Raw genomic sequence first — 25,333 nt, forward strand, 5'->3', positions numbered from 1 at the left:
AGAAACTGAGGCCGGTGCAATGCACCGGCCTTTTTGTTTGCAAGGAGTGAAGAATGAAAGACTGGTCCGCAAAGCAATATCTGAAGTTTGAGGATGAACGCAGCCGCCCGGCGGCTGACCTTCTGGCGCAGATAAAAATCGATAAACCGCGCAAGGTTGTTGATATTGGTTGTGGTCCGGGAAACTCAACGGAGCTTCTGGTTGAACGCTGGCCAGATGCTCAAGTGTCGGGTTTCGACACTTCACCCGATATGATCGAAAAGGCAAAAGCGCGTCTGCCTCAGGTAAGTTTTGATCTGGGCGATCTGACCAAGTTCGAACCGGATGCCGAAACGGACGTGCTGTTTTCAAATGCCGTTTTTCAGTGGCTACCCGATCATACGGAGCAGATGAAGAGGCTTTTGTCGCTGCTTAAGCCGGGTGCATGTCTTGCGGTACAAATGCCGGATAACATGGGTGAACCGACCCACAAATTAATGCGTGAAGTTGCGAAGACAGCACCATTCGCCGCCAAGATTGGCGATAAGGGCAGAGGACCGCTCGCACCCGTCACCGATTACTACAATGCGTTGGTCGGATACGCTTCCCGCATCGATATCTGGCACACGATCTACAATCATCCGCTGGCTGATGTCGATGCGATCATCGAGTGGGTGAAGTCGACCGGCCTGCGCCCGTTTCTTGATCCGCTGGATGATCAGGAGCAGCAGGCGTTTCTGACAGCCTATAAATTGAGGCTCGAAGAACATTACCCAACTTTGAAGGATGGCCGCGTATTATTGCGCTTTCCGCGAATTTTTATCGTCGCCAGCAAATAGACAGACACGTTCCTTTCACAAAGATTTGACCGGGAGACTTCGAGAGGTTTCCCGGTAAAACATATTTAATTCAAAGCGTTACTCGCTTCATAAAATCCAAGTCTGTGAATAGTAGTCTTTGATAATAGATTGCATGCAAACGATATTGCTCCTATGATTTTGCGATATCGGAGGTAATTCCTAGTATTTTTTGCGAACTGCAGGGATCGCTTGGTTGGGAGCATCGATGTCTCTTTGCCGAGATGTGGCGCAGTTTTCGGGATGCGCTCTATGTCAAAAGCCTGACTTCCTGGCGAGCTAGCGCAACTTTGCAGATTGATGACTGAGGCCTGGCTACCTGCCGAATATATTGTTTATGAGGTCAACGATCACTGGCTTTTGCGCTCTCCCGTGCAAAACGAGTGGTCACGCAGGCGCTCCCCCTCGTGACGGTGCCTGCTATCGGGAGTTTCAGAATGAGCAATGCAGAAATGCAGAGTGATGCCAATGGCGAGATTGAAGCGAAACACGACGCTCATGATACGCGCCGCCGCATCTATGCAATTGTTGCCAGTGCCTCTGGCAATCTGGTGGAATGGTATGATTTTTATGTCTATTCCTTTGGCGCGCTTTATTTCGCGTCACAGTTTTTCCCGTCAGAAGACCAGACAAGTCAGCTGTTGAATGCGGCTGCGATTTTTGCCGCCGGTTTTCTCATGCGTCCCATTGGTGGGTGGCTGTTTGGTCGTCTAGCCGACAAGCTTGGCCGCCGCACCTCCATGCTGATTTCGGTCAGCATGATGTGTCTGGGGTCCTTTGCCATCGCAATATTGCCGACCTATGAAACGATTGGTCTTTGGGCACCGTTTTTGTTGCTGGTGGTGCGGCTGTTGCAGGGCTTATCGGTCGGTGGCGAATACGGCACTACTGCAACCTATATGAGTGAGGTCGCGCTGGCTGGTCGCCGCGGATTTTTCTCGTCTTTCCAGTATGTGACTTTGATTGGCGGGCAACTGCTGGCCGTTCTGGTTTTGGTTATTTTGCAGTTCTTCCTCACTTCAGAACAACTGCACGAGTGGGGATGGCGCATTCCTTTTGCGATTGGCGGTTTTGCAGCAATCGTAGCACTGTTTCTGCGCCGTACATTGCATGAAACCTCGACTGAGGAATCGCGTGCCAACAAGGCTGCTGGCAGTTTCTCCAATATCTGGCAGAACCATCGCAAGGCGTTTCTGGTTGTCGTGGGCTTCACGGCCGGCGGTTCGCTGACCTTCTATACCTTCACGACCTACATGCAGAAATATCTGGTCAACACAGCAGGCATGAACAAGGAAACGGCAAGCGAGGTTATGACCGTTGCTCTGTTCGCTTTCATGCTGATGCAGCCGTTGTTTGGTTATATCTCCGACAAGGTCGGACGTAAGCCGATGATGATCGCATTTGGGGGCGTATCGGTGTTGACCACTATTCCGCTGCTGACTGTGCTTGGGTCGGTGCAGAGTCCGACCATGGCGTTTGTTTACATCGCAATCGCCTCGGCCATTGTGAGCATGTACACGTCAATTGGCGGTATCGTGAAATCAGAATTGTTTCCCGCAGAAGTGCGCGCTTTGGGCGTCGGGTTCTCTTATGCGATTGCCAATGCGATCTTTGGCGGCACAGCCGAATATGTAGCACTCTGGTTCAAGAAGGTCGGCTTTGAAAGCGGGTTCTTCTGGTATGTTACCATCATGATGGTGATCGTGTTTATCGTGGGACTTGTAATGCCAGATCCCCGCAAACATGGCTATCTGCAAGGACATGGTACCCACTGAGATTTGCAAGAAAGATGCTGTAGGCGGCGGTTATGTTACCGCCGCTTCATCCTCATCCGAAGTGACAAGGCGTGTCGCGCGCCATTCCGTCAGCTTTGAGTTGATGGCATCCATCACAAAGAAGCGTGCCGAATCCTTGTCATAGCCATCATCACGCAGGACGTCATAATCGGTGTGCATGTGACGAACATGGGCTACCGTCGCGAGCCATACGGCAATTGATGGTGGAAGCGTTTTCATATGTGGTGCAAGAGCTGCCGCGCGAATTGGCTCTGAATCGGAATAGGGGACCGCAGGAAGCAAAAGCGTGAGGGATTTTGCGATTGCCTTCTGACGCACAGTGCCTGCACTCATAGCCGTCTTCCTTTCACGCTACCGTATCCGCCGAAGAATCAAAATCAGTTCCCGAAAAGGCGGCGCGTAGTCCAGTATGTTAGGGCGCTCGAAGCAAGATTCGCAATAATCATAACTCGGTTGTCCTTCAGCTCAAATGACTTCCCATAAGGGAGGTATAGTTTGCTGTGCATTGGGTCGCGAAAATTCCTTGCGTGTGATCCGCGATTCATATAAACATATCTTTATATCTTTAGAAGCGTATGGAGATTGCGAATTGCGCCTGCAGCTCGATCAGATGGTGGATGTGTTAAAAGCAGTGGCAGAACCAAGCCGCTTGCGCATCCTTGCGCTTCTTTCCAAGGGCGATCTCACCGTTTCAGATCTGACCACAATTTTGGGGCAGTCGCAGCCGCGTGTTTCGCGCCATCTCAAGCTGCTGGGTGAAGCTGATCTTATTGATCGCTATCAGGAAGGTGCCTGGGCTTATTTCCGCCTGTCGGACAATGCGCTGTGTGGGGAAGTCGCACGCAATCTGCTGCTGCGGCTCGATGCAGCTGATCCACTGATCGAACGCGATATGGAACGGTTGTCGCAGGTCAAATCAAGCCGTCAGGAAAAGGCTGCGGCTTATTTCAGTGCCAATGCTGGTAGCTGGGACGAAATCCGCAAGCTGCATGTTTCCGAAAACGCGGTTGAAGTCGCTCTCAAAGGCATCATTGGTGACAAGCATTTTCAGGCGATGCTCGATGTCGGTACGGGTACGGGCCGATTGTTAGAACTGTTTTCGCCGCTTTATGTGCGCGGATTGGGCATCGATATCAACCGCGACATGCTTTCCGTAGCGCGTGCCAATCTCGATCTCGCATCGGTAGGCAACGCGCAGGTACGGCAGGGCGACGTCTATGCGCTGCCTGTCGAACGCGAGAATTTCGATCTGGTGACGATCCATCAGGTTCTACATTTCCTCGATGATCCGCTTGCTGCAATCCGTGAAGCGGCGCGCGCGCTTCGCCCGGGTGGGCGTTTGCTGATCGTCGATTTTGCACCGCACAAACTCGAGTTCCTGCGTGAGGAACATGCCCATCTCAGGCTCGGCTTTAGCGATGAGCAAATGCTGGGATGGATGAAGGATGCAGGGCTTGAACCTGCCAAGACGACTGAATTGGGGCCGAAGGCTGCAAATGGTGACGACGGATTGACGGTTAAGCTTTGGCTTGGCCGCGACCCACGCTTGCTGATTGCCGAGCCAGCGCACCAAAATGCAAGCATAACGGAGACAGTCTAATGGGCTTTTACGGTCTTTCCCGCCGATCGGATATCGGCCAGACCACCCGCGTATCGTTCGAGTTTTTTCCACCCAAGACGGAAGAAATGGAACAGCGCCTGTGGGAAACCGTGACGCGTCTTGCGCCGTTGAAGCCGAAATTCGTGTCAGTAACTTATGGCGCAGGCGGTTCCACACGTGAACGCACGATCCGCACTGTGGCGCGTATCCTGAAAGAAACCGATGTAGATGCGGCTGCACATCTCACATGCGTGGATGCGACGAAGGAAGAAGTCGACGAAGTCGTACGTGAATTTGCAAGCCTGGGCGTGAAACGCTTCGTGGCGTTGCGTGGGGACCCCGCAGCAGGTATCGGCGAAAAATATGTCTCGACGCCCGGAGGATATCAGAGCAGCGCTGAGCTGGTGTCCGGATTGCGCCAGATCGATGATTTCGACATTTCGGTTTCCGCTTATCCTGAGAAGCACCCGGAAAGCCCGGACTTTGCAACCGACATCGATATGCTCAAGCGCAAGGTCGATAATGGTGCAACCCGTGCCATTACGCAGTTCTTCTTTGATAACGAGCTTTTCGAGCGCTATGTCGAACGTGTGCGCCGTGCTGGCATTTACATCCCAATCGTGCCGGGTGTACTGCCAATTCATAATTTCAAGCAGGTGAAAAACTTCTGTGCGCGGTCGGCCACGCATATTCCGACTTGGCTCGCTGAACGCTTTGAGGGGCTGGATAATGATCCGCAGACCCATCAGCTCGTTGCTGCTGCGATTGCTGCGGAGCAGGTGATGGACCTCATCGAACGAGGCGTGCAGGATTTCCATTTCTACACGATGAACAGAGCCGATCTGCCGTTTGCGATCTGCCATATGATTGGCATCAGACCCAATACGGAAACTGCTTTAGAAGTTGCATGAAATGAAAAAAGCCCGGTTTGAAAACCGGGCTTTCTTTTTGGGTTTTGTTTCGCAATTCCAGTAAAACCGCTTTGCACTGTTACTGGAATTGCTTCTAAAACGGATCGGTCTATCCTCAAGAACCGATGCCGCCATAATGGCTTGGCTATCCCAATTCAGGGAATAACGCCTGCTATCAACGCTGCAACAAATGCGAATGCTGCACAGATCATGAGGACATTCAGAGATCGCGTAAGTCCCATTGGTCTGTCTCCTTATATGCACCCGACGAGGTCGGGCACGCGCTGGTAGAGACCCGGAATCTAAGCGCAAATTGGCTTAAACAAAAGAACATTTCGTACTGCAATAAGGGGTGATAGGGAAAAAAACCTTTTGTTTACTAGCTAAGTCATTGAAATTTTTAACTGTAAAAATTTGTTCACATTTCATGAAAATGCCACGAAACCGCCAATTTTGGCCTCGCTCCGAACGATGAACTGGCTATTTTACGTCATCGTTTAACGGATCAGTGCGAGGAATCCCGACAAGGTGAACACCGAAAGAACGGTTGAATAAAGGATCACATTCGACGTAATGGCCGCTTCGCGGCGATAATGCTCCGCAAGCATGAAGGGACCCGTGCCTGCGGGTAACGCTGCGAGCAGTGTTGCGCTTTGAGCCAGATGCGGAGGAAGTCCGAAGACATAGACCGCAAGCAACCATGTTGCCAGTGGCATGACGATCAGCTTGACCGAAACGAGGAATGCGATGGCGTTGATGCTGTCGCGCTCGATCTTGCGCGTTTGTGCAAGGAAAAGGCCAAGCGCTACAAGTGCGCAAGGCGAAGCCGCACCGCCCAGCATTTTCAGAAAGGTTTCGGCGGGAGCCGGGATCGTCAGGCCTGAAAACGACACGAGCGTTCCCAGAGCGGGCGCAAAGATAAGCGGATTGCGGATCAGGGACCGCGCGACTTTCCAGATAAGGCGGAGTGGCTTCTTTTCAGTCTGCATTCCGATTTCGATCAAGATAATCGCAAAGGCAAAGGTTACGCAGACGGTGATGATGATAGAAATCGTTGTAGCAGCCAGAACGCCGGATCCGAAAGCGATCATCGAAAGCGGGATGCCCATATAGCCCGTATTGGGATAGGCGGCGTTCAGTCCATCAAGCGCATTGTCGGCCAAAGATAACTTGCCGCGAAGGCGGATGATGAAAGGCAGGGCAAAGGCGATAGCGCTGCTCAATAGAAAGACGCTGATAAAGCCGGGTTGCCACAAATCGCTGCCGTGGGTATTGGCCATGATGTCGAAAAGCAGGGCTGGCAGGGCCAGATAGACAACGAAACGGTTGAGCTCTGCGATTGCATGCGGCCCCAATATCTTCAGCTTGAATGCACCCCAACCTGAAAAGATGAGAGCGAAGACGGGCAGAACGATGATAAGGGTGGAAATCATGGCGCTTGGAATAACTTGCAAAAGTTGAAAGGCGCGGGGGTGGTCCGCGCCTTTGATTTACTTTGGTTTAGAGCTTTTCGAGCAATTCAGGCGTTGGCCATGAATCGGCAGGCATTCCAAGGCGCAACTGTTCGGTGCGAACGGCATCACGCGTCAGTACGCCAAAAACGCCGTCGATTTTTCCCATGTCATAGCCGCGGGCTTGAAGCTTGGTCTGCAATTCCTTCATTTGCTCCTGCGTCAAACCCTGATCGGGATTGCCGGGATTGAAGGCTGGAGCACCAGCGAGGCGGGTGGCGAAATAGGCAGCCGTTGTCGCGTAAACAATCGACTTGTTCCATTCTACGAAAATATCAAAATTCGCATAGGACAGGAATGCAGGGCCTTTGCGACCCAGTGGCAGAAGCAGCGATGCATCGCCGTCATCTGGACCGAGTGGACCTTTAAGTCCAACCACGCCCTGCTCAGCCCACCATGAATGTGGCTTGCGATTGGTGCGGATGGATTCTTCCCAAGGCAGATCCTTGGTGATGCGTACTTCTTCGAGCCACGGCTCGCCGCGCTTCCAGCCGAGTTCGGAAATCATGCGGCCAGCGGTCATCATCGCATCGGGAACGCTGTTCTTCAGATCCACCTTGCCGTCGCCGTCGCCATCAACGCCGCGCTCGAGATAATCCTTAGGCAGAAGCTGCATCATGCCGATTTCGCCAGCCCATGCGCCAGTTGTGGCAGCATCAACAACGCCGGTATCGAACAGCTTGAGAAGAGCGATCAGCTGCGGGCGAAACAGATCCGGACGGCGGCAGTCATAAGAAAGTGTCACAAGTGCATTGAGCGTGTCAAAATCGCCCTGAATGGCACCGTAATCGGTTTCAAGCCCCCAAAAGGCGGCAAGAACAGGGCCTGGAACGCCATAGGTGTCTTCGACTTTCTTGAAAACATCGGCATGCTTGATCAGATTGCTCTGGCCGTTCTTGAGGCGCGCTTCCGAGATGAGGCGCTTTGAAAAATCGGTGAATGTCAGGTTGAAGACAGTCTGCTTGCGGTCGCGATCAAGAACTTTCTGTTCGAGCGACGCCTTATGCAGTTCGGCAATGCCCTTTTCGCCAACGCCTGCTTCGCGTGCTTCCTTAGTCAGATTGTCCATCCACTGACCGTAATCAGTTTCGCATTCGGGCTTAGGCAAGTTGACGGTGCTGTCGGCGCTGGCAGACGGTGCGGGAGAACCGGAAGCCTTTGCGCCAGATTGGGCGACAGACATTACAGTCGATGCCAGCAAGGCGGTAGCCATCACTGAAGCTATAATTTTCATCGAGAAAACTCACAATTCATAGGGGAAGTCTCCCCGTCGGGTTTTTCAAGCTATTGCCTCATCACGCATCGGAAATGAAGCAAAACTTGGTGTGAGTACCCAATTAACGATGAGTTAACGGACCTTGTTGCTTTCCAGCCACTTTTTCCAGGCACCCGCGCTACCTGCAAAGACATTTATATCGGCATCGCCCTTGATACCCGGAATAGTACCCGTTCCGGTATATTGCCAGAATGTCCAAGGGTGGGGCCCATATTTTTCTGTCGGATGCCCCGCGGTCGAGCGCAGCCAGAATGGGTATTCGCGCAGCTGGTTCAGATCATTTTCGTCGAAGAAATCAACTGTCGTATAAATGATCGGGCGCTTGCCATAATGCTTTTCTATCGCATCAAGGAAAATCTTCATTTCCTTGCGGACGATGGCCGCATTTGGTCTCAGCTTGCAGCTTGGTGACTGTGCGTTCCATTCCATGTCGAGAACGGGCGGCAGAGCATTCGGATCGCGCGGCACATTCTGAATGTACCAGCGCGCCTGTTCGATAGCTGGACGGCAGAAATAATAGAAGTGATAGGCGCTGCGTGGAATGCCAGCCTGTTTCGCGCCGTTCCAATGTTCGGTGAAGCGGTCATCGAAACGGTCGCCGCCTTCGGTTGCCTTGATGAAGACAAAGGAAATTCCGCTGCGCCTCACTGCGCTCCAGTCGACATCGACCTGATATTTGGAAACATCCGTGCCGTGGATCGGATAATGCCACGGTGTCCTGCCGGTCCATTCAAACGGTTTGCGGTCACCGAAACGCGGTGCGTTAACCGCTCCGGTTGGTCGCGCCATCTGCTGCATTGAGTTGCCGGATTTTTTCACATCGGAGAAGTCGTAATCCACTGTCGTACAAGCAGACAGAAGGAAAACACCAAGGGCAAGAATGCTGCGGTTGGCCAGACGGTTCATACAGTGGTCCCGATGTCGCGAATCAATCTCAACAACGGTTACGCGATCCGGGTGCGAACGTCATCAGTTATGCTGGCAAAACTTTGCGGGAAATAGATTGTGTCGCACCAGCTGAAGGATAATCAAGGGTGCCGTCGGAAATCTATCTGGCCCGAATGACCGCAATCCAAGCAAAGCCACGATAAAGATTTATGCTTTTGGAGGTGGCGCCCTGTTCCGCAGCCATTTGATCCGCGACACTGAAGAGATCATTACGCGGTGTCACATGGAACCATGTGAGCCATGTGAAAAGCGCCTTCTTAAACCATCGCGGCAGGCGCTTCTGATCGCCAAAATCGACGATATGCAGCTCGCCACCGGGGTTTAAATGTCGGATGCTTTCCCGAATGACCGATTGCCATTGCGGTATCATCGAAACCGCATAGGAAATGAAGATACGATCAAAGCTATCCTGGCCGAAAAGGGCAGCAGGATCGAAATGCGTGGCGTCGGCACGTTCAAGTCTGGTGCGATCTGCAATTCCTGAACGCTGTGCTGCCTGAAGTGCGGTGTCGAGCATTTCAGCCGAAATATCGATGCCGAAGAGCGTAGCACCGGGATAGCTCTGTGCTGCTTTGACAAGATTGCGTCCCGTGCCGCAGCCGATTTCGAGCACGCTGCCACCTTCCGGCACGTTTAGTCCGGCAATCATAGGATCGCGGCCCAAAAGGTAATATTTGCGCGTGGCATCATAGAAATGCCGCTGCCGCCGATAGACCCTATCCATCAGGCTGGCATGATCAATGCCCTTGACCTGCCTCTGTGCTCGTTGCGGATTTGTGCCCATGTCACGCATCCTTCAGTATATAGAGGTGGAAGCCGCCATAGATTGAAGAGCGGTCGCGATCATGCAACTGGCGAGATTCTTCTTCGTGATAGTGCCAGTGTTCAAGGATTGATGGATCAACCCGACCCGGCAAGAGGCTTGGCTCTGCCGCAGTGCGAAAGATAACGCGTGCGCCCATAGCTGCTGTGCGGGTAATTTCGCTCCAAAGTGCATTGAGCTGCACGTCGTTCATCCAGTCCTGTGCGTCGAGCAAGATGTAGCGATCCACCGATCCGGCGGACTTGTGGCTGAGAAACTCTGTGTAATTGGCATTGCGTACGGTCATACGATCAACGCGGGCGCGAACCGTGTCGAAATTTGCCCTTGAAAGGTAAGGCGGCAAAGGGCCCGTTTCTTCGTCGCCGCTATAACCGCGTCCAAAAGCCTGCCAGGCGAAATAGTTCTCGGTCAGCGGGAAAGCGCAAGCGAGTTTCTCAAGCCGGGCACGCAGGACGAATGCCATGTCGCCATTTCCGGCTGTTGCCAGTGCATCATATTGCTGAGGCGGAATACCCAGACCAAACAGTGAGGATTTGCGAGCGGTCGCCCAGCGTACCATGCGTTTTTCAAACAAGGGGGCGAGGGCGGTGTCGAAGAAAGTGCGCTGTTCTTCCATCGTGCGGGCTTTAAGGATGTCGCGCGGGTCAATGCCATAGAGACGGGCCACACGATGGCCCATGCCGATAAAGACGCCCAGAAGGCCGTGGCGATAGAGATCGCGCGAGAATATAGAAATGCGCTGGCGACCACTCCATTTGCGCTTTTCCCAATATGCGCGACTTTCCCCGTCGAGATGCGGACGGATGAAACGCTGATAAGCGGCGAGATTGGCCTTGTCATCCGCTTTTCCATAGAAGCGATAGAAGCTGGCATAATCTGGCAGATGCTTCAAGGCGCCCAGTTTCAGACGGTTGAAGGCAACATGGGCGCTGTTGAGGTCTACAGCCTCTACCGATGCCGGATCAGCCGTTAGATAAGAGAGAGCGTTGCAGCCGCCTGACGCGATGGTAACGATACGATGGCCCGGTTGAATGGAAAGTGCCGCCATATCTACTTCAGGATCTTCCCATATTTGCGGATAGACCAGTCCTTTGAAAAGCCAGGCGAACAATCTTTCGGAGACGCCATCGCGTGAAAGCGCATGGTTTTGTGTGACTGCGCGCTTGAGGATTGTGCCGTTGGCATCTTGGCCGGTCATTCCATGCTCCCCGTATTTTAAGAGCGCATTCCGAAATTCTGAATCGTTTCGGGCAAGATGCGCGAAGGTTCCAAGGCGAATCCAACCTTGTTTGCCAGAGTTAAGCATCTGCCGGTAACAGGGGCGTGACGGCTGTTTCGGCGGGAAACTAAGGTTAAAACTTTGTTATTATGGCGGTTTGTTACCAGCCGTAAGACAATTTGAGAGAACCTTTCCCCATCCTCGCCGTTTTCTGGTGTGACGTTGGCGTCGTCGAAAAGCAACACCGGGGACTAAGAGTGGTGTGACGACCGTCTTCGTAAGGTGATTGATCGGACTGATCGGTCAGACACGGAAAACCAAAACGGCGTTGGCTATATCCCCGCAACGCTGAATTTTAGGGAAGGAGAGCCATCATGAAGAAGTTTTTGATTACTTCGGTTGCTGCCGTATCGTTTTTGGGGCTTGCAGCTTGCAGCGACAATTCAAACGACGCCAGCAAGGCACCGGCATCGCCCTCGCCTGAAGCGCCGGCTGCACCGGCAGCGCCTTCAAATAACGATACAACCACGCCGACGACACCAGCACCTGCGCCATCGACTCCAGGAACGACTGGTTCGCCTCCTGCAAACTAAAGCATGTCTCCCAAAAGTGGGAACCCGTTTTCGGATAAAGACATGCTTAAAATTGCAGTTTGCGTGATTTTAATGCCAGTTGTATTTGCTGGCAAACGAATGGCGGTCCAATCAATGGGCCGCCATTTGCCCCGAAAGGAGCAAAGCTGATGGATAATTTTGCAGTGGTCGTCAATAAAGACAATATAACTGCGTTTTCCATGTTCAAACGCAGGCTTTCTTCGGTTATGGCTTTTGTTATGAGCCGTCATTTTCTGTTTCTGATTTCCGCTATTGTTCTTGTTGCCCTTGCCGCTTGCGGCAGAGGAGAGGACGAGCAGGCTGCTGCTCCAACTCAGCCGGAACAAACTACAGCTACTCCAGCGCCTGACGCTGATAAGCAGGCTGGCCCTGATCTGATGAAGGCTTTGCAGGACAATTCAGGTGTCATGACACCTGAAGAGCAGAATGCAGCCATTGAACGTGCACGCAGCAATGCAGAAGCCGCAGCCAAGTCTGTGGTCCAAAGCGCTGACCAGATTCAGGCCGCTGGTGAAGCGGCAGTCGCTGCCGCGCAGCGTTCGTTCGAGGCTCGTCAGGCTGCGCAATAATTGTCTCTGCACAGCGCAATATTCTTCTAAATTATTGTTTTTTCGTCGATTGCAACGGGTTGCTGTTTCCAGCCTTTACGGAATTATATAGAAACGATTCATGTCTATCTGGGTTCGCATTGGTGAATTTGTCACCTCCGTCACGCTGAACGCTATTTCAAGCGTTATCGAGGCTGTGCGAACGGTTTTCGAAGGCGATGCGGATACGCGCAGGCGCGTTGCATTCTCCATTGCGATGATTGCGCTTTCTGCCAAAATGGCCAAAGCCGATGGCGTGGTGACGCAGGACGAGTTTCGCGCGTTCCAGAGCATTTTCTCCGTGCCGCCAGAAGAACATGCCCATGTCGTTCGCTTGTATAATCTCGCGCAGCAGGATGTTGCAGGTTATGAGAGCTATGCGCGTCAGCTCGCTGGCCTTTGCCGTGAAGGTGATGAGAACTGTCATCTCCTTGAAGATATTCTCGACGGACTTTTTCACATTGCAACCGCTGACGGCTATGTGCACGATAAGGAAATGGCTTTCCTGTCCAGCGTTGCCGAGATTTTCGGCTTCGATGAGGAAAGTTTCGAGCGTATCGCATTGAGGCATGTCAATCGAGGCGAGGGCGATCCTTATGCCATTCTCGGGCTGGTGCGCGGCGTTTCTTTTGAGGACGCGCGCAAGCGCTACCGTTCATTGGTGAAAGAACACCATCCGGATCGGCTTTATGCGGAAGGTCTTCCGCTGGAATTCATAAATATCGCGAATGCACGTCTTGCAGCCATCAATGCGGCTTGGGCAAGTGTCGAAAAACAATTGGAGCCCGCATGAGCAGCGCAGACGCTTCGCAGGAAGAACTTGTAGCGGAACTGTCTTTGGAAAAGCCCGACTATCCGGCCGCTTCTCTGGATGCGTCACCCAATTTTGGTCCCCGCCGCGATGGCAAGACGCCGACCTTCCTCATCCTGCATTATACAGGGCTGGCAACAGCTGAAGAAGCTTTGGATGTACTCAAGTCACCCGAGCGGGAAGTTTCTGCTCATTATCTCGTTCACGAAGATGGTCGTGTGGTGCAGATGGTGTCTGAAAAGGCACGAGCATGGCATGCAGGTCAAAGCTTCTGGAAGGGTGAAACCGATATCAACTCGGCGTCCATTGGCATCGAGATTGTCAATCCAGGTGACTTGGAAAACTATCCACCTTTCGCAGATAGGCAGATTGAAACCGTCATCGATCTTTGTCGCAGCATATGCGGACGCTATGAGATCCGCCCGGAAAATGTTCTTGCGCATTCCGACATTGCGCCTGAACGCAAGACGGACCCGGGGCATAACTTCCCATGGAAGAAACTGTATGAAGCAGGCATTGGCCACTACATTGAACCAACGCCGATCCGTGGCGGGCGCTTCCTCGCGCGTGGCGAACAGGGCCAGCCAGTGGAGGCTTTGCAGTCCATGCTTGCCCTTTATGGCTATAAAATCGAGATCAATGGTGTGTTCGATGAGGCCACACAAACCGTGATTAAGGCGTTTCAGCGACATTTTCGGACACAAAATGTGGACGGTGTAGCCGACGTATCTACTATAGATACCCTCTACAGGTTGATTTTTTCATTGCAAAATGTTACCGCTTGACCACGCATGGTCCGGCAGGATCGAGCAGTGTCGGACTTTCATATTTCCGTAATAATTTCATCAAATTAGAACAATTGCAGCTTTAGGTGGTGATCCTCTTCCACTGTGGCGCGCATCACGAAATGTGACAGCGTTTATTACAACCTGTAAGACTATTTTACTTCCCCAACCAATCTTCGGCTGCATTTCCCCAGCAAATGATCTGCCATTCCCAGCGGTGACGGGCGGGCAAAAATGCTTGTCGAGCGGGATCATAAATAAACGGCAACGCTGCCCCCAAGACCAGCAATGCCCCATAAAAACGATCCAAGACGGTAGGTTATGAAAGTAAAATTTGTTGTTGTATGCGCCCTCATTGGCGCCATGAGTTCATTTGGCCTTAATTCTGCGATGAGTGCTCCCGTTAATGAGCCAACCAATCTCGCAGATCTGCTCAAGGCAAGAGCACAGAGCAAGACCGCTGAAGCCAACAAGTCTGAAAAGGCATCCCGCGCGGCTGTACGGGCAGATCAGAAACAGACTGCCAAGAAGGTTTCGGTCATCACCAAGCGTGCTGCGCCAACAGCTAAAAGTGCAAAGCGTTCCAAGTCGCGTGGCGAGACTTCAAAGTCTGTGCAGGGCGGCAAGGGTTACTCACAGATCATCAATCGTTATGCTGCAACTTACGGCGTATCTTCCTCGCTGGCTCATGCCGTTGTTCGTCACGAAAGCAATTTCCAGCCAAACGTTCGGGGTGCTGCCGGTGAAATTGGTCTGATGCAGATCAAGCTCTCGACAGCTCGCGGTCTGGGTTACACGGGTTCGGCAAAGGGCCTCTATGAGCCTTCAACCAACATCCAGTTCGGCATGAAGTATCTTGCCATGGCACAGAAGCTTGGCGGCGGCAGCACCTGCGGCACCATCCTCAAGTACAATGCCGGTCATGGCGCAAAGCGCATGAACCCGACCTCTGCAAAGTATTGCAGCTCGGTTAAGACCTATATGGCCGGCCTTTAAATATTTGTTTTAACGCACATCTCGTTCCGAAATCCGGTTCCCACTTTTCGGGATGTGCTCCAGATTTACGTTGTCGGTTGCGTAGAGTTCCAAACCGATGATGTGAACGAAAAGCCGGTAGCGGTTTCGCTGCCGGCTTTTCTGTTGTCTATAGTTTTTTTCAAAACCCGGTTCCCACTTTCCACGATCATGCTATACACGCGCCGTCAGTCGGTCGGGCAGCCGCGCTTGTCATATGCCGAAAGGCGGCAGGTGAGGAAAGTCCGGGCTCCATGGAAATACGGTGCCGGGTAACGCCCGGCGGGGGTGACCCTAGGGATAGTGCCACAGAAAGTAGACCGCCCCGTCTTCCGTACCGCTTCACGAAGCGGCAGGGATGACGGGGTAAGGGTGAAAGGGTGGGGTAAGAGCCCACCGCGCCGGTGGCAACACAGGCGGCACGGTAAACCCCACTGGGAGCAAAACCGAATAGGGACGGCGCATCAGCCCGCAAGGGCTGATAATCAGTTTCCGGATCAGCCGTCCGGGTGGGTTGCAAGAGGCGGGTGGCGACATCCGTCCCAGATGAATGGCTGCCACGTTGGACGCAAGTCCAGCCATACAGAACCCGGCTTACAGACCGACTGACACTTTTTCACTTATATTGGCTAATCGACATTTCTGTTTGATCGCAGGAAACGGATAGTTGTGTTCTTATTGCGCATCTATTTCAGAGCCTCTCAACCAAGGAGGTTTTCATGTCGAGCTTAAAAGATAAGGTCGTGATCATTACCGGTGCATCATCGGGAATAGGGCGCGCTACGGCAATGCTGTTTGCTTCGCAAGGTGCGGCTGTCGTTCTGAATGCGCGTAACGAGGGAGCGCTTGAGTCGGTGGCGAGGGTCATCAAAGAGCTTGGTGGAAAAGCACGTTATGTGGTTGGGGATGCTTCCCGAGTTGAAACACATGAACAACTGGTCGCTGCTGCTCAACGTGAATTTGGCCGTCTTGATATTGCCTTTAATAATGCGGGTACCGTTGGTCCGATCAGGCCGCTGATAGAAGCTAGCCTTGATGACTGGGACAATGTGATTGCTGGAAATCTGACATCTGCATTTCTCGGCGCAAAATTGCAGATACCATCGATGCTCATGTCTGGCGGTGGTGCAATCATTTTCACATCAACTTTTGTCGGCACCAGCGTTGGGATTCCAGGAATGTCACTCTATGGTGCGGCAAAGGCTGGGTTGATGGGATTGGTAAAGGGTATCACCGCGGACTATGGCTCGCAGGGCATCAGAGCCAATGCGCTTTTGCCGGGCGGTGTCGATACGCCGATGGCAGGTAGCGACGCACAGAAAGAATGGGCAGCGGGTCTACATGCAATGAAGCGGATAGCGCGGCCCGAGGAAATTGCCCAGGCAGCACTCTTTCTTGCAGGACCAATGGCAAGCTTTGTAGCTGGCTCAGCGCTTTATGCCGATGGTGGCAATTCAGCGGTCAAATAAAAAACAGCGGCTTTCCGGGTTGGAAAGCCGCTGTGCCGCCTCAAATCGGTACGCCTGTGAAGAAGTCGTAGATGAGTTTCATGTTCAAGACGACGATGATGGCGGCGGTGATTGCTGCAAGGATTGTAACCCAGCGCGGGGCAACCAAAGCGCCCATTTTCTTCTTTTCTGCCGTGAACATCACCAGCGGTATGATCGCAAAAGGCAGCTGCAGGCTGAGTACGACCTGTGACAGGATAAGGAGCTCGGTCGTTCCCTGCGAACCATACATGATGGTGACAATGGCTGCGGGCACAATCGCAACGAAACGTGTGATGGCGCGGCGAAGCCAGGGCTTCAACTTGATATCGATAAAGCCTTCCATCACGATTTGACCGGCCATGGTTGCCGTAATGGTCGAATTGAGCCCGCAGCACAGAAGCGCAATTGCAAAGAGGGTAGGCGCCAGTGCCGAGCCGAGCAGCGGATTGAGCAAAGCATGGGCTTTGTCGAGATCCTCTACCCCGGTATTGCCGGTTGCGTGGAAGCTTGCTGCGGCGAGGATCAGGATCGAGGCATTGACCAGCAATGCGAAGGTGAGGGCGATGGTGGAGTCCAGCGTCGCAAATCGGATCGCTTCGCGCTTTTCCGGCAGGGTATGTCCATAATCGCGGGTTTGAATGATGCCTGAGTGCAGGTAGAGATTATGCGGCATCACCGTCGCACCAATAATACCCAATGCTATATAAAGCATATCCGGATTTCGGAGAATTTCAGTCGTTGGCGCAAAGCCGCGGATTACTTCGCCCCATTTGGGTTCTGCCATCAAAATCTGGATCAGGAAGCAGAGAGCAATCACGCCCAACAGCGTGATGATGAGTGCTTCGACGCGGCGAAAGCCCTTATTCTGTAAATAGAGAACGAGGAGTACGTCTGCTGCGGTGATGATGACGCCGATTTCCAGTGGAATGCCGAAAAGAAGATTAAGACCGATTGCCGTGCCGATGACTTCAGCCAAGTCTGTGGCGCAAATGGCGAGTTCAGCCAAAAGCCACAAGGGCCATGCGAGGAAACGCGGATAGGCATCCCGGCAAGCTTGCGCGAGATCGCGACCTGTCGCAACTGCAAGCCGGGTGCAGAGTGCCTGCAAAAGCACGGCCATCAGATTGGAAATCAGCACGACCGACAGCAACATATAGCCGAAGCGGGAGCCGCCAGCGAGGGAAGTCGCCCAGTTGCCAGGGTCCATATAGCCGACGGCAACCAGATAGCCGGGGCCGAAGAACGCCGTCGCGCGGCGAAGTTTTGAGCCTGATCGGCTGACCCGGATTGACCGGTGTACGTCTGACATGGACGCTTCGCCACGATCACGACGCCAGCCTTCAAATGTGACGTCGTGTTGTGCGGGGGGAGTACTCCCCCGAGGGACCATCTTAAATGCCATTCTGTGTGCTTTCAAAATGCAATTGCGAATTATTTGCAATTAATAAACCTGTGAAGCTTTTCCGTCAACGGCCGCGAACGGGGGCTTTTCTCATAAATATGTGATCGAGCTGTACTGGATATTGCGGTATTGAACTGCCGTTCAAAAGCACGATTTGTCGTCGATTTGTTCCGTAAAAGCGTGCTCGAAAAACTTTTGTATAACGCCCGGTTTTCTGCATGTGCGTAGCAAAGGATAACGGTTCATTAAGCTTAATATCCGATAACTGTTTGATCGAATCCGCCAAGCTGGGACTTGTCTACAATTGGCCGGAATTCATGCAGACAAAGACAGTTTAGCGGGATGTGAGCCCGAGAAAGGATCGGAATGATGGCTAGCCTCGGCGGAGACACATCTCAAGCTGAAGGGGCTAAGGACCGTCACGTTCCGGTGCTCATTTCCGAAGTGATTGAAGCCTTGAAGCCTGAATCCGGCAAGGTAATCGTCGACGGCACGTTTGGTGCGGGCGGTTATACGCGGCGTATTCTGGAAGAGGGTGCCAATGTCATCGCTATTGATCGCGACCCGACCGCAATTGCAGCTGGTCGCGCTATGGAAAAGCAGTTCGACGGCAAGCTCAATCTGGTCGAGAGCCGCTTTTCGGCGTTGGATAAAGCCGTTGAAAAAGTCGAGGGTGAAGGCGAGAAAGTTGATGGCGTTGTGCTCGATATCGGCGTCTCGTCGATGCAGATCGACGAAGCCGAGCGTGGCTTTTCCTTCCAGAAGGACGGGCCTCTCGACATGCGCATGTCACGCAATGGGCCAAGTGCTGCTGATGTGGTGAACCGTCTGAAGATGGGCGATCTTGCTCGCATCTTCAATTTTCTGGGTGAAGAACGCAATGCGGGCCGTATCGCACGCATGATCGAAAAGCGCCGCGAAACACAGCCTTTTACGCGCACTCTGGATCTCGCCAATGCTATAGAATCGCTGGTCGGTCGCAATCCGAAAGTGCCTATTCATCCTGCTACGCGCGTGTTTCAGGCGCTGCGCATCTATGTGAATGACGAGTTGGGCGAGCTGGCGCGGGCATTGCTTGCAGCCGAGCGCGTTCTCAAGCCGGGCGGACGTCTGGTCGTCGTTACGTTCCATTCGCTCGAAGACCGCATGGTCAAACGCTACTTTGCCGACCGCGCTGGCGGCAGTGCCGGTTCAAGGCATCTGCCTGAGACGCATGTGCGCTATCCGAGTTTTACACCTGCAGTGAAAGGTGCCGTTGGTCCAACTGCAGAAGAAGAAGAGCGCAATCCACGTGCGCGCTCTGCAAAATTGCGCGCTGGTCTGAGGACCGAAAACCCGCCTCTTGAAGATGATCTTTCGCTTTTCGGGCTGCCCAAATTGCCCGAAACGCATGAACTGGCCCGGAGTTGAACGAGTGCTGCGTACTTTTGAACTCATCATGATAGCGGCGATGCTGGTAGCAGCAACGATCACCTATACCATCAAGTATGATGCGGAGAGGCAGATCGCTGTTATTGCCAAGCTCAAGCGCCAGATTGATTCCGAAAAGGATACGATTACGCTTCTGCGCGCGGATTGGGCTTTGATGACCCAGCCGGGTCGCTTGCAGAGCCTCGTGGGCGTTTATTCTGAGGAACTTAAGCTGCAGCCGATCGAAGCAGAGCAGCTTGCGATGGGTGTGCAGGACATTCCGGAACGCCAGCTGGACGATATTCAGAAACTTATTTCAGGCAGTGATGAACTGGTGGCAAGCGGTGTTCTCGTACCCGATGCAACAACCACCGGCAGCATCAAGAAGAATGGAGCTAGGCACTGATCATGCGGCTGAAGCTCGGATTTTCCAAAAAGAACAAGCAGAACCTCGACCAGGGCCAAAGTCTTAATAGCGGTCCAAATCTGAATAACGGCAATGCGCCGGTTGGCAATGAAAAGCTGGCAGGCAATATGGCGTTTGTTGGTTCTCGTAAGAAGCATGGCAATCGCGCACGCAATCGTCTGTGGATGGCAATTGCCTGCTTTGTCGGCATTTACGGCGTGATTGGTGGCAAGCTAGTCTATTTTGGCGTGATTGGTGGTGAGGACGATGATTCCAACGGTCCTGCCGTACACCAGCTCGCATCGCGTCCCGACATTCTGGATCGCAACGGTGAAATTCTTGCGACAGATATCAAAACATCTTCGCTCTTTGCCGAGCCGCGCAAGATCGTCGATCCGGATGAAACCATCGAACTTCTTTCGACGGTCATTCCTGATCTCGACTGGGAAGCAACCTATCGCCGTCTCAAGAGTGGTGCAGGCTTCGTCTGGATCAAGCGCGGTTTGACGCCACGCCAGCAGAGCCAGATCATGGCGCTTGGTGTGCCGGGTATCGGTTTCCGTACCGAAAAGCGCCGTTTCTATCCTGGCGGCCCAACGGCATCTCATGTTCTCGGCCTCGTGAATGTCGACAATCAGGGCATTGCCGGCATGGAGAAATATATCGACAGCCAGGGTCTAAGTGATCTGCGTGCGGTCGGTATGGCAACCGGCCAGTCGCTTGAGCCAGTTCGGCTTTCGATTGATATTCGTGTTCAGCACATTATGCGTGACGTGCTGGTCAAGGCCGTCGACCGCTATCGCGCAATTGCCGCGGGTGCTGTGGTGCTGAATGTGAAGACCGGCGAAGTTATCGCCATGGCTTCTGTTCCTGATTTCGATCCCAACAATCCAGTGCATGCACTCGACAAGGATCGTCTGAACCGTATGTCGGCGGGCACCTACGAAATGGGCTCGACGATCAAGAGCTTCACGACAGCAATGGCGCTCGATTCCGGCAAGTTTAATCTTAACTCGAGGATCGACGCATCACGGCCACTGGTGATTGGTCGCCAGACCATCCGCGACTTCCACGGTAAAGGCCGCGTGTTGACGCTGCCCGAAGTGTTTATCTTCTCGTCTAATATCGGTTCAGGTCATGAGGCGAATGTGGTTGGCATCGAAGGCCATCGCGCGTTCCTCAAGAAGATCGGCCTGCTTGATCGCATGCAGACGGAATTGCCGGAAGTTGCGCGTCCGGTCGAACCACGCGTCTGGAAGAAAGTTCACTCCATGACCATTTCTTTTGGTCACGGCATGATGACGACACCGCTTCAAACGGCAGTGGGTGCTGCCGCGTTGATGAATGGCGGCAAGCTAATTGAACCGACATTCCTGACCCGTACACAGGCTCAGGCCGATCAGGTTGCGCAGCAGATTATACATCCGCAGGTTTCTGCCGATATGCGCTATCTTTATCGTCTGAACTCCACCGCTCCGGGTGGTTCGGGTAAGCGCGCGACGGTTCAGGGCTATCGCGTTGGCGGTAAAACTGGCACGGCGGAAAAGGTTGTGCACGGCCGTTATTCGAAAGATGTACGCTTCAACGCGTTCCTAGCATCCTTCCCGATGGACGATCCGACCTATGTTGTTTTGACGATCATTGATGAGCCAAAACCAGAAGAAGGCAAGTACAGCGCAACCGCTGGTCTTAATGCCGCCCCGATGGTTGCAGACATTATTCGTCGCTCAGCCACCTTTTTGGGGGTTAAGCCCGATTTTAAACAGGAATTTGCGCCAGCAGAAGCAGAGATCGCTTCCGCTGATTCGATAAACGACTGACCCGTGCAGTTTCGCCATTGGGAGCGGAAGCTACACCACTGAACCTGGATTTGGTAAGACCATGAAGCTGAAGGAAATTACACTCTTTAAAGAACTGGCCTCCGGCACTGCGGGCGAAGTGGACATTACCGGCGTCACGTCAGACTCTCGTAAGGTCGAACGCGGCTTCCTTTTTGCGGCCCTCAAGGGTGTAAAGGCTGATGGTTCTGCCTATGCTGCCGATGCAGTCAAGCGCGGCGCAGTTGCGATTATCGCGGGCAAGAATGTGACTCTGGAAAATCCGGGCGTGCCGGTGCTGCATGTGGATGATCCGCGTCACGCTTTGGCAGTTGCTGCCGCCCAATTTTATGGCAAACAGCCCGAAGTCATGGTCGCTGTCACCGGTACGAGCGGCAAGACGTCCGTCGCTTCTTTCACACGACAGATCTGGGCTTATGCAGGTTTTCCTGCAGCCAATATCGGAACGACTGGCGTCTTTTCGCCAACGCGCAGCGATTATAATTCGCTGACCACACCCGATCCTGTTGAGCTGCATCGTGTTCTGGCTGAACTCGCCGATGAAGGTGTTACTCATGCCGCAATGGAAGCCTCGTCGCACGGTCTTGATCAACGCCGCCTTGACGGTGTGAAGCTTGCCGCCGGTGCTTTCACCAATCTCGGTCGCGATCACATGGATTATCATGCGACGATCGAAGAATATCTGAACGCAAAAATGCGCCTGTTCGATACACTTTTGCCAAAAGGATCGCCTGCAATCATTTTTGCAGATGATCAGTTCTCGCCGCAGGCGATTGAAGCGGCGAAGGCTGCTGGTTGTGACGTCAAGACTGTTGGCCGCAAGGGTGATTTCATCACCATTAAACGTGTCGAGCATGAGCGTTTCCGCCAGCATGTTGAGGTTCGCATTGCCGATGAAATCTTCGAAATCGCGTTGCCGCTGGCAGGTGATTTTCAGGTGGCGAATGCTCTCGTATCAGCAGGCCTCGCAATCGTGACAGGTGTTCCTGCGGCTGCTGCTATGCGCGCGCTTGAGCGTCTTAAAGGTGCGCCGGGTCGTCTTGATCTGGTTGGTGCTACGGAAGAGGGTGCTCCCGCTTACGTCGATTATGCACATAAGCCGGAAGCGCTCGAAAATGTTCTGACTTCCGTCCGTCCATTCACGACGGGTCGTGTGATTGTGGTGTTTGGCTGCGGTGGCGATCGCGACAAGGGCAAGCGTCCGATCATGGGCGAAATTGCTGCGCGCCTCGCGGATGTGGCCATTGTCACCGATGATAATCCGCGTTCGGAAGTGCCTGCACAAATCCGTTCGGAAATCATGGCAGCGGCACCGGGCGCGACTGAAATTGGCGACCGCCGCGAAGCAATTTTCACCGCTGTATCGATGATGATGCCGGGCGACACACTCGTTGTTGCTGGTAAAGGGCATGAAGAAGGCCAGATCGTCGGCGACATCACGCTGCCGTTCTCGGATCATACGGAAGTGGCGGCAGCACTGGCTGCGCGCCTTGAGGAGCATAAGGAATGAGTGACTGGCTTTGGACATCTGCCGATATGGTGGAGGCCATGGAAGGCCGGCCTTTCGGTACGTTGCCTGCGGGTATCACCGGGATTTCCATCGATAGCCGCACGCTAAAGGACGGCGAAGCTTTTTTCGCGATCAAAGGCGATCTGTTTGATGGTCATGATTTTGCAACCGCTGCCATGGCGGCGGGTGCAGGTCTTCTGGTTGTCAATGAATCCCGTCTTCCTGCACTCGGTAATCTTAAAGTTCCGATGATTGTGGTCGAGGACGTGCTTGAGGCCCTCACCAAGCTCGGTATTGCTTCGCGCGAACGATCCACGGCACAGATAATCGCTGTTACCGGCTCAGTCGGCAAAACCACAACCAAAGAAGCGCTGCGTCATGTGCTGGTCGATTCAGGCAAAGTTCACGCTTCTGTTGCTTCGTTCAACAATCATTGGGGTGTGCCGCTGACGCTCGCCCGTATGCCTGCCGATACCGATTATGGTGTGTTCGAGATCGGCATGAATCATCACGACGAAATTCGTCCGCTGGTGAAGATGGTGCGTCCGCATGTGGCGCTGATCACACTGATTGCACCTGCGCATCTCGGGCATTTTGCCAATCTTGAAGAAATCGCAGTCGCGAAAGCTGAGATTTTTGAAGGTGTTGTGCCGGGCGGTTACGCGCTTCTCAATCGTGATGACAAGCGTTTCAAACAGCTTGAAGAACTGGCTGAAAAGGCAGGCATCGAGCATATCGTGACTTTTGGCGAGAATGCCCGTTCCGATTATCGCCTGCGCGAAGCGAAGATGCATCCGACCTGCTCATGCATGACGGTCAAGATCGGCAGCGAAGAGGCAGTCGTAAAGGTTGGTATGCCGGGACGCCATATCGTGCAGAACATGCTGGCTGTTCTGGGCGCGGCTCATCTTGTCGGTGCGGATATGGCAAAGGTTGCCATCGCAATGGCGACGCTTTCGGCAGAAGGTGGACGCGGTGCACGTCACGTGCTGGAACATCCGGATGGTGGTTCTTTCACGTTGATCGACGAAAGCTACAACGCAAATCCAACTTCGATGCGCGCATCGCTGTCGCTTCTCCAGGCCACTCCGCCGGAGGGGCCACGTGGTCGCCGCATCGCAATTTTAGGCGATATGCTTGAGCTTGGTCGCCAGTCCGGAAAGCTCCACGCCGATCTTGCACGGCCTATCGTCGATGCAGAAGTGAATGTGCTTTACATCGGCGGACGTGAAATGTCGGTGCTCAAAAACGCGTTGCCGGTTGAAATTCACGTCGAATACAGGCAGAGCACCGATGAATTGTTGCCGCTGGTGATGAAAGCGGTCCGCCCCGGCGATGTTGTCATGGTGAAATCCTCCAAGGGGATCGGCTTCTCCAAGATCGTCAAGGCGCTGACAAACCAATTTCCGCCGGTGGTGCCTGCTGAATAGGCGATTTTGAGGGATTTTTTTCCGCATGTTGATGCTTCTTACAATTTTTGCCGAGCATGTGACACCGTTCAACGTGTTCCGCTACATCACGTTCCGCACCGGCGGCGCGATGATTACCTCGGCACTGATCGTGTTTCTGTTCGGACCGACCATCATCAATTCGCTGCGCGCGCGGCAGGGAAAAGGTCAGCCAATCCGCGCTGACGGTCCGCAGACCCACTTCAAAAAAGCCGGAACGCCGACCATGGGCGGCCTGATGATCATGACGGGTATTCTCGTTTCATGTTTCTTCTGGGCCAATCTTTCCAGCGTCTATGTCTGGGTTGTGCTCATGGTTACTGTTGGCTTCGGCGCCATTGGCTTTTATGACGATTATCTCAAGGTCACGAAGCAGTCGGACAAGGGCTTTTCCGGCAAGTCGCGTCTCGCTATCGAGTTTCTGATCGCAGCTGTTGCGGCCTTCATCATCATGCGCGCTGGTCAGGAACCTTTCTCTTCGTCGCTGACGTTCCCGTTTATGAAGCAGTTCGTCATGAACCTCGGCTGGTTCTTTATTCCTTTCGCAGCCTTCGTCATGGTTGGTGCGGGCAATGCCGTGAATCTGACGGACGGTCTTGACGGCCTTGCAATCGTGCCAGTGATGGTTGCGGCCGCTTCATTTGGCTTCATCGCTTATCTTTCGGGCAATGCGATTTTTGCTGATTACCTGCAAATTCATTTTGTGCCTGGAACGGGTGAGCTTGCCGTGGTGCTTGGTGCGGTCATTGGTGCTGGCCTTGGCTTCCTTTGGTTCAATGCGCCACCTGCCGCTATCTTCATGGGTGACACTGGCTCGCTGGCCTTGGGCGGCATGCTTGGAACAGTTGCAGTTGCGACCAAGCACGAAATCGTTCTTGCGATCATTGGCGGTTTGTTCGTGGTTGAAGCGCTTTCGGTCATTATTCAGGTCGGCTCGTTCAAGCTCACCGGTAAGCGCGTGTTCCTGATGGCGCCAATTCACCATCATTTTGAAAAGAAGGGCTGGACGGAAAGTCAGGTCGTGATCCGCTTCTGGATCGTGGCGATCATCCTCGCCATGATCGGCCTTTCTACCTTGAAGCTCAGATAACAGGCCCG

The 25,333-nt window shown here is 53.3% G+C and carries 22 protein-coding genes, 1 other RNA gene and 1 pseudogene; 17 read left to right on the forward strand and 7 right to left on the reverse strand.

What is annotated here, in order from left to right:
* The first annotated feature begins 53 nt into the window (after positions 1-53).
* Both tam and OIV19_RS12540 read left to right on the forward strand, forming a co-directional pair.
* Complete coding sequence (gene tam / locus OIV19_RS12535) at positions 54-818, forward strand: trans-aconitate 2-methyltransferase (protein WP_264231844.1); 765 nt, start codon at positions 54-56, stop codon at positions 816-818.
* A 455-nt stretch (positions 819-1,273) separates the two neighbouring features.
* Positions 1,274-2,611, forward strand: a complete 1,338-nt coding sequence (locus OIV19_RS12540; RefSeq protein ID WP_095446983.1) for an MFS family transporter — start codon at positions 1,274-1,276, stop codon at positions 2,609-2,611.
* 30 nt (positions 2,612-2,641) lie between these two features.
* Here the strand turns inward: OIV19_RS12540 and OIV19_RS12545 are convergent, their stop codons facing one another.
* Positions 2,642-2,965, reverse strand: coding sequence for a DUF2293 domain-containing protein (locus OIV19_RS12545; RefSeq protein ID WP_095446982.1), 324 nt, complete (start codon positions 2,963-2,965; stop codon positions 2,642-2,644).
* Positions 2,966-3,242: 277 nt separating this feature from the next.
* Here OIV19_RS12545 and OIV19_RS12550 point away from each other — a divergent pair, with 277 nt between their 5' ends.
* A complete protein-coding gene (locus OIV19_RS12550) occupies positions 3,243-4,232 on the forward strand; it encodes an ArsR/SmtB family transcription factor (protein WP_095447932.1) in 990 nt (329 codons plus the stop codon).
* The gene (gene metF / locus OIV19_RS12555) at positions 4,232-5,143 is read left to right on the forward strand and encodes a methylenetetrahydrofolate reductase [NAD(P)H] (RefSeq protein WP_095446981.1); all 912 of its coding nucleotides are present in this window, start codon (positions 4,232-4,234) and stop codon (positions 5,141-5,143) included. The genes OIV19_RS12550 and metF overlap by 1 nt, the downstream gene beginning before the upstream one ends.
* 497 nt (positions 5,144-5,640) lie before the next feature.
* Here the strand turns inward: metF and OIV19_RS12560 are convergent, their stop codons facing one another.
* The 5 genes from OIV19_RS12560 to OIV19_RS12580 form a co-directional block, all read right to left on the reverse strand.
* Entirely contained in the window at positions 5,641-6,576 is a 936-nt protein-coding gene (locus OIV19_RS12560; protein WP_264231845.1) for an AEC family transporter, read from the reverse strand.
* 67 nt (positions 6,577-6,643) lie between these two features.
* On the reverse strand, positions 6,644-7,888 hold the full coding sequence (locus OIV19_RS12565; protein WP_095446979.1) for a lytic murein transglycosylase: 1,245 nt from the start codon (positions 7,886-7,888) through the stop codon (positions 6,644-6,646).
* A gap of 114 nt (positions 7,889-8,002) precedes the next feature.
* A complete protein-coding gene (locus tag OIV19_RS12570; protein ID WP_264231846.1) occupies positions 8,003-8,836 on the reverse strand; it encodes a glycoside hydrolase family 25 protein in 834 nt (277 codons plus the stop codon).
* Positions 8,837-8,978: 142 nt separating this feature from the next.
* Positions 8,979-9,662: a class I SAM-dependent methyltransferase gene (locus OIV19_RS12575; RefSeq protein ID WP_264231847.1), complete on the reverse strand. Its 684-nt coding sequence runs from the start codon at positions 9,660-9,662 to the stop codon at positions 8,979-8,981.
* A gap of 1 nt (position 9,663) precedes the next feature.
* Positions 9,664-10,899, reverse strand: a complete 1,236-nt coding sequence (locus tag OIV19_RS12580) for a BtaA family protein (protein ID WP_264231848.1) — start codon at positions 10,897-10,899, stop codon at positions 9,664-9,666.
* A 395-nt stretch (positions 10,900-11,294) separates the two neighbouring features.
* On the opposite strand from OIV19_RS12580, the gene OIV19_RS12585 reads away from it, so the two are divergent.
* From OIV19_RS12585 to OIV19_RS12615, 7 genes and pseudogenes are all read left to right on the forward strand, one after another.
* Positions 11,295-11,513, forward strand: a complete 219-nt coding sequence (locus OIV19_RS12585) for a hypothetical protein (RefSeq protein WP_084486930.1) — start codon at positions 11,295-11,297, stop codon at positions 11,511-11,513.
* Positions 11,514-11,702: 189 nt separating this feature from the next.
* Positions 11,703-12,103 (forward strand): annotated as a pseudogene (locus OIV19_RS12590) (hypothetical protein).
* A 100-nt stretch (positions 12,104-12,203) separates the two neighbouring features.
* Positions 12,204-12,914 carry a J domain-containing protein gene (locus tag OIV19_RS12595; protein ID WP_095446974.1) on the forward strand — a complete coding sequence of 237 codons (711 nt, stop codon included), beginning with the start codon at positions 12,204-12,206 and terminating at the stop codon, positions 12,912-12,914.
* Complete coding sequence (locus OIV19_RS12600; RefSeq protein WP_095446973.1) at positions 12,911-13,717, forward strand: N-acetylmuramoyl-L-alanine amidase; 807 nt, start codon at positions 12,911-12,913, stop codon at positions 13,715-13,717. Before OIV19_RS12595 ends, OIV19_RS12600 begins: the two co-directional genes overlap by 4 nt.
* Positions 13,718-14,038: 321 nt before the next feature.
* Positions 14,039-14,713 carry a lytic transglycosylase domain-containing protein gene (locus tag OIV19_RS12605; protein WP_095446972.1) on the forward strand — a complete coding sequence of 225 codons (675 nt, stop codon included), beginning with the start codon at positions 14,039-14,041 and terminating at the stop codon, positions 14,711-14,713.
* Positions 14,714-14,919: 206 nt separating this feature from the next.
* Positions 14,920-15,344, forward strand: an RNA gene (gene rnpB / locus OIV19_RS12610) — RNase P RNA component class A.
* 106 nt (positions 15,345-15,450) lie between these two features.
* Positions 15,451-16,200, forward strand: a complete 750-nt coding sequence (locus OIV19_RS12615; protein ID WP_264231850.1) for an SDR family oxidoreductase — start codon at positions 15,451-15,453, stop codon at positions 16,198-16,200.
* 40 nt (positions 16,201-16,240) lie between these two features.
* On the opposite strand, the gene OIV19_RS12620 is transcribed toward OIV19_RS12615, so the two are convergent.
* Positions 16,241-17,611: an Nramp family divalent metal transporter gene (locus tag OIV19_RS12620; RefSeq protein WP_264231874.1), complete on the reverse strand. Its 1,371-nt coding sequence runs from the start codon at positions 17,609-17,611 to the stop codon at positions 16,241-16,243.
* Positions 17,612-17,989: 378 nt separating this feature from the next.
* Here OIV19_RS12620 and rsmH point away from each other — a divergent pair, with 378 nt between their 5' ends.
* The 6 genes from rsmH (at position 17,990) to mraY (ending at position 25,325) form a co-directional block, all read left to right on the forward strand.
* Complete coding sequence (rsmH, locus tag OIV19_RS12625; protein ID WP_264231851.1) at positions 17,990-19,033, forward strand: 16S rRNA (cytosine(1402)-N(4))-methyltransferase RsmH; 1,044 nt, start codon at positions 17,990-17,992, stop codon at positions 19,031-19,033.
* 4 nt (positions 19,034-19,037) lie between these two features.
* The gene (ftsL, locus tag OIV19_RS12630; protein ID WP_095446969.1) at positions 19,038-19,439 is read left to right on the forward strand and encodes a cell division protein FtsL; all 402 of its coding nucleotides are present in this window, start codon (positions 19,038-19,040) and stop codon (positions 19,437-19,439) included.
* 128 nt (positions 19,440-19,567) lie between these two features.
* Positions 19,568-21,259 carry a peptidoglycan D,D-transpeptidase FtsI family protein gene (locus OIV19_RS12635; protein ID WP_498831045.1) on the forward strand — a complete coding sequence of 564 codons (1,692 nt, stop codon included), beginning with the start codon at positions 19,568-19,570 and terminating at the stop codon, positions 21,257-21,259.
* A gap of 61 nt (positions 21,260-21,320) precedes the next feature.
* On the forward strand, positions 21,321-22,787 hold the full coding sequence (locus OIV19_RS12640; RefSeq protein WP_264231853.1) for a UDP-N-acetylmuramoyl-L-alanyl-D-glutamate--2,6-diaminopimelate ligase: 1,467 nt from the start codon (positions 21,321-21,323) through the stop codon (positions 22,785-22,787).
* Positions 22,784-24,217: a UDP-N-acetylmuramoylalanyl-D-glutamyl-2,6-diaminopimelate--D-alanyl-D-alanine ligase gene (locus OIV19_RS12645; RefSeq protein WP_151094983.1), complete on the forward strand. Its 1,434-nt coding sequence runs from the start codon at positions 22,784-22,786 to the stop codon at positions 24,215-24,217. Before OIV19_RS12640 ends, OIV19_RS12645 begins: the two co-directional genes overlap by 4 nt.
* Positions 24,218-24,242: 25 nt before the next feature.
* Positions 24,243-25,325 carry a phospho-N-acetylmuramoyl-pentapeptide-transferase gene (mraY, locus tag OIV19_RS12650; protein ID WP_095446965.1) on the forward strand — a complete coding sequence of 361 codons (1,083 nt, stop codon included), beginning with the start codon at positions 24,243-24,245 and terminating at the stop codon, positions 25,323-25,325.
* The last annotated feature ends 8 nt before the right edge of the window (positions 25,326-25,333 follow it).

Origin of the sequence: Brucella sp. HL-2 (assembly GCF_025846885.2) — a bacterium.
Taxonomy (GTDB): domain Bacteria; phylum Pseudomonadota; class Alphaproteobacteria; order Rhizobiales; family Rhizobiaceae; genus Brucella; species Brucella quorumnocens.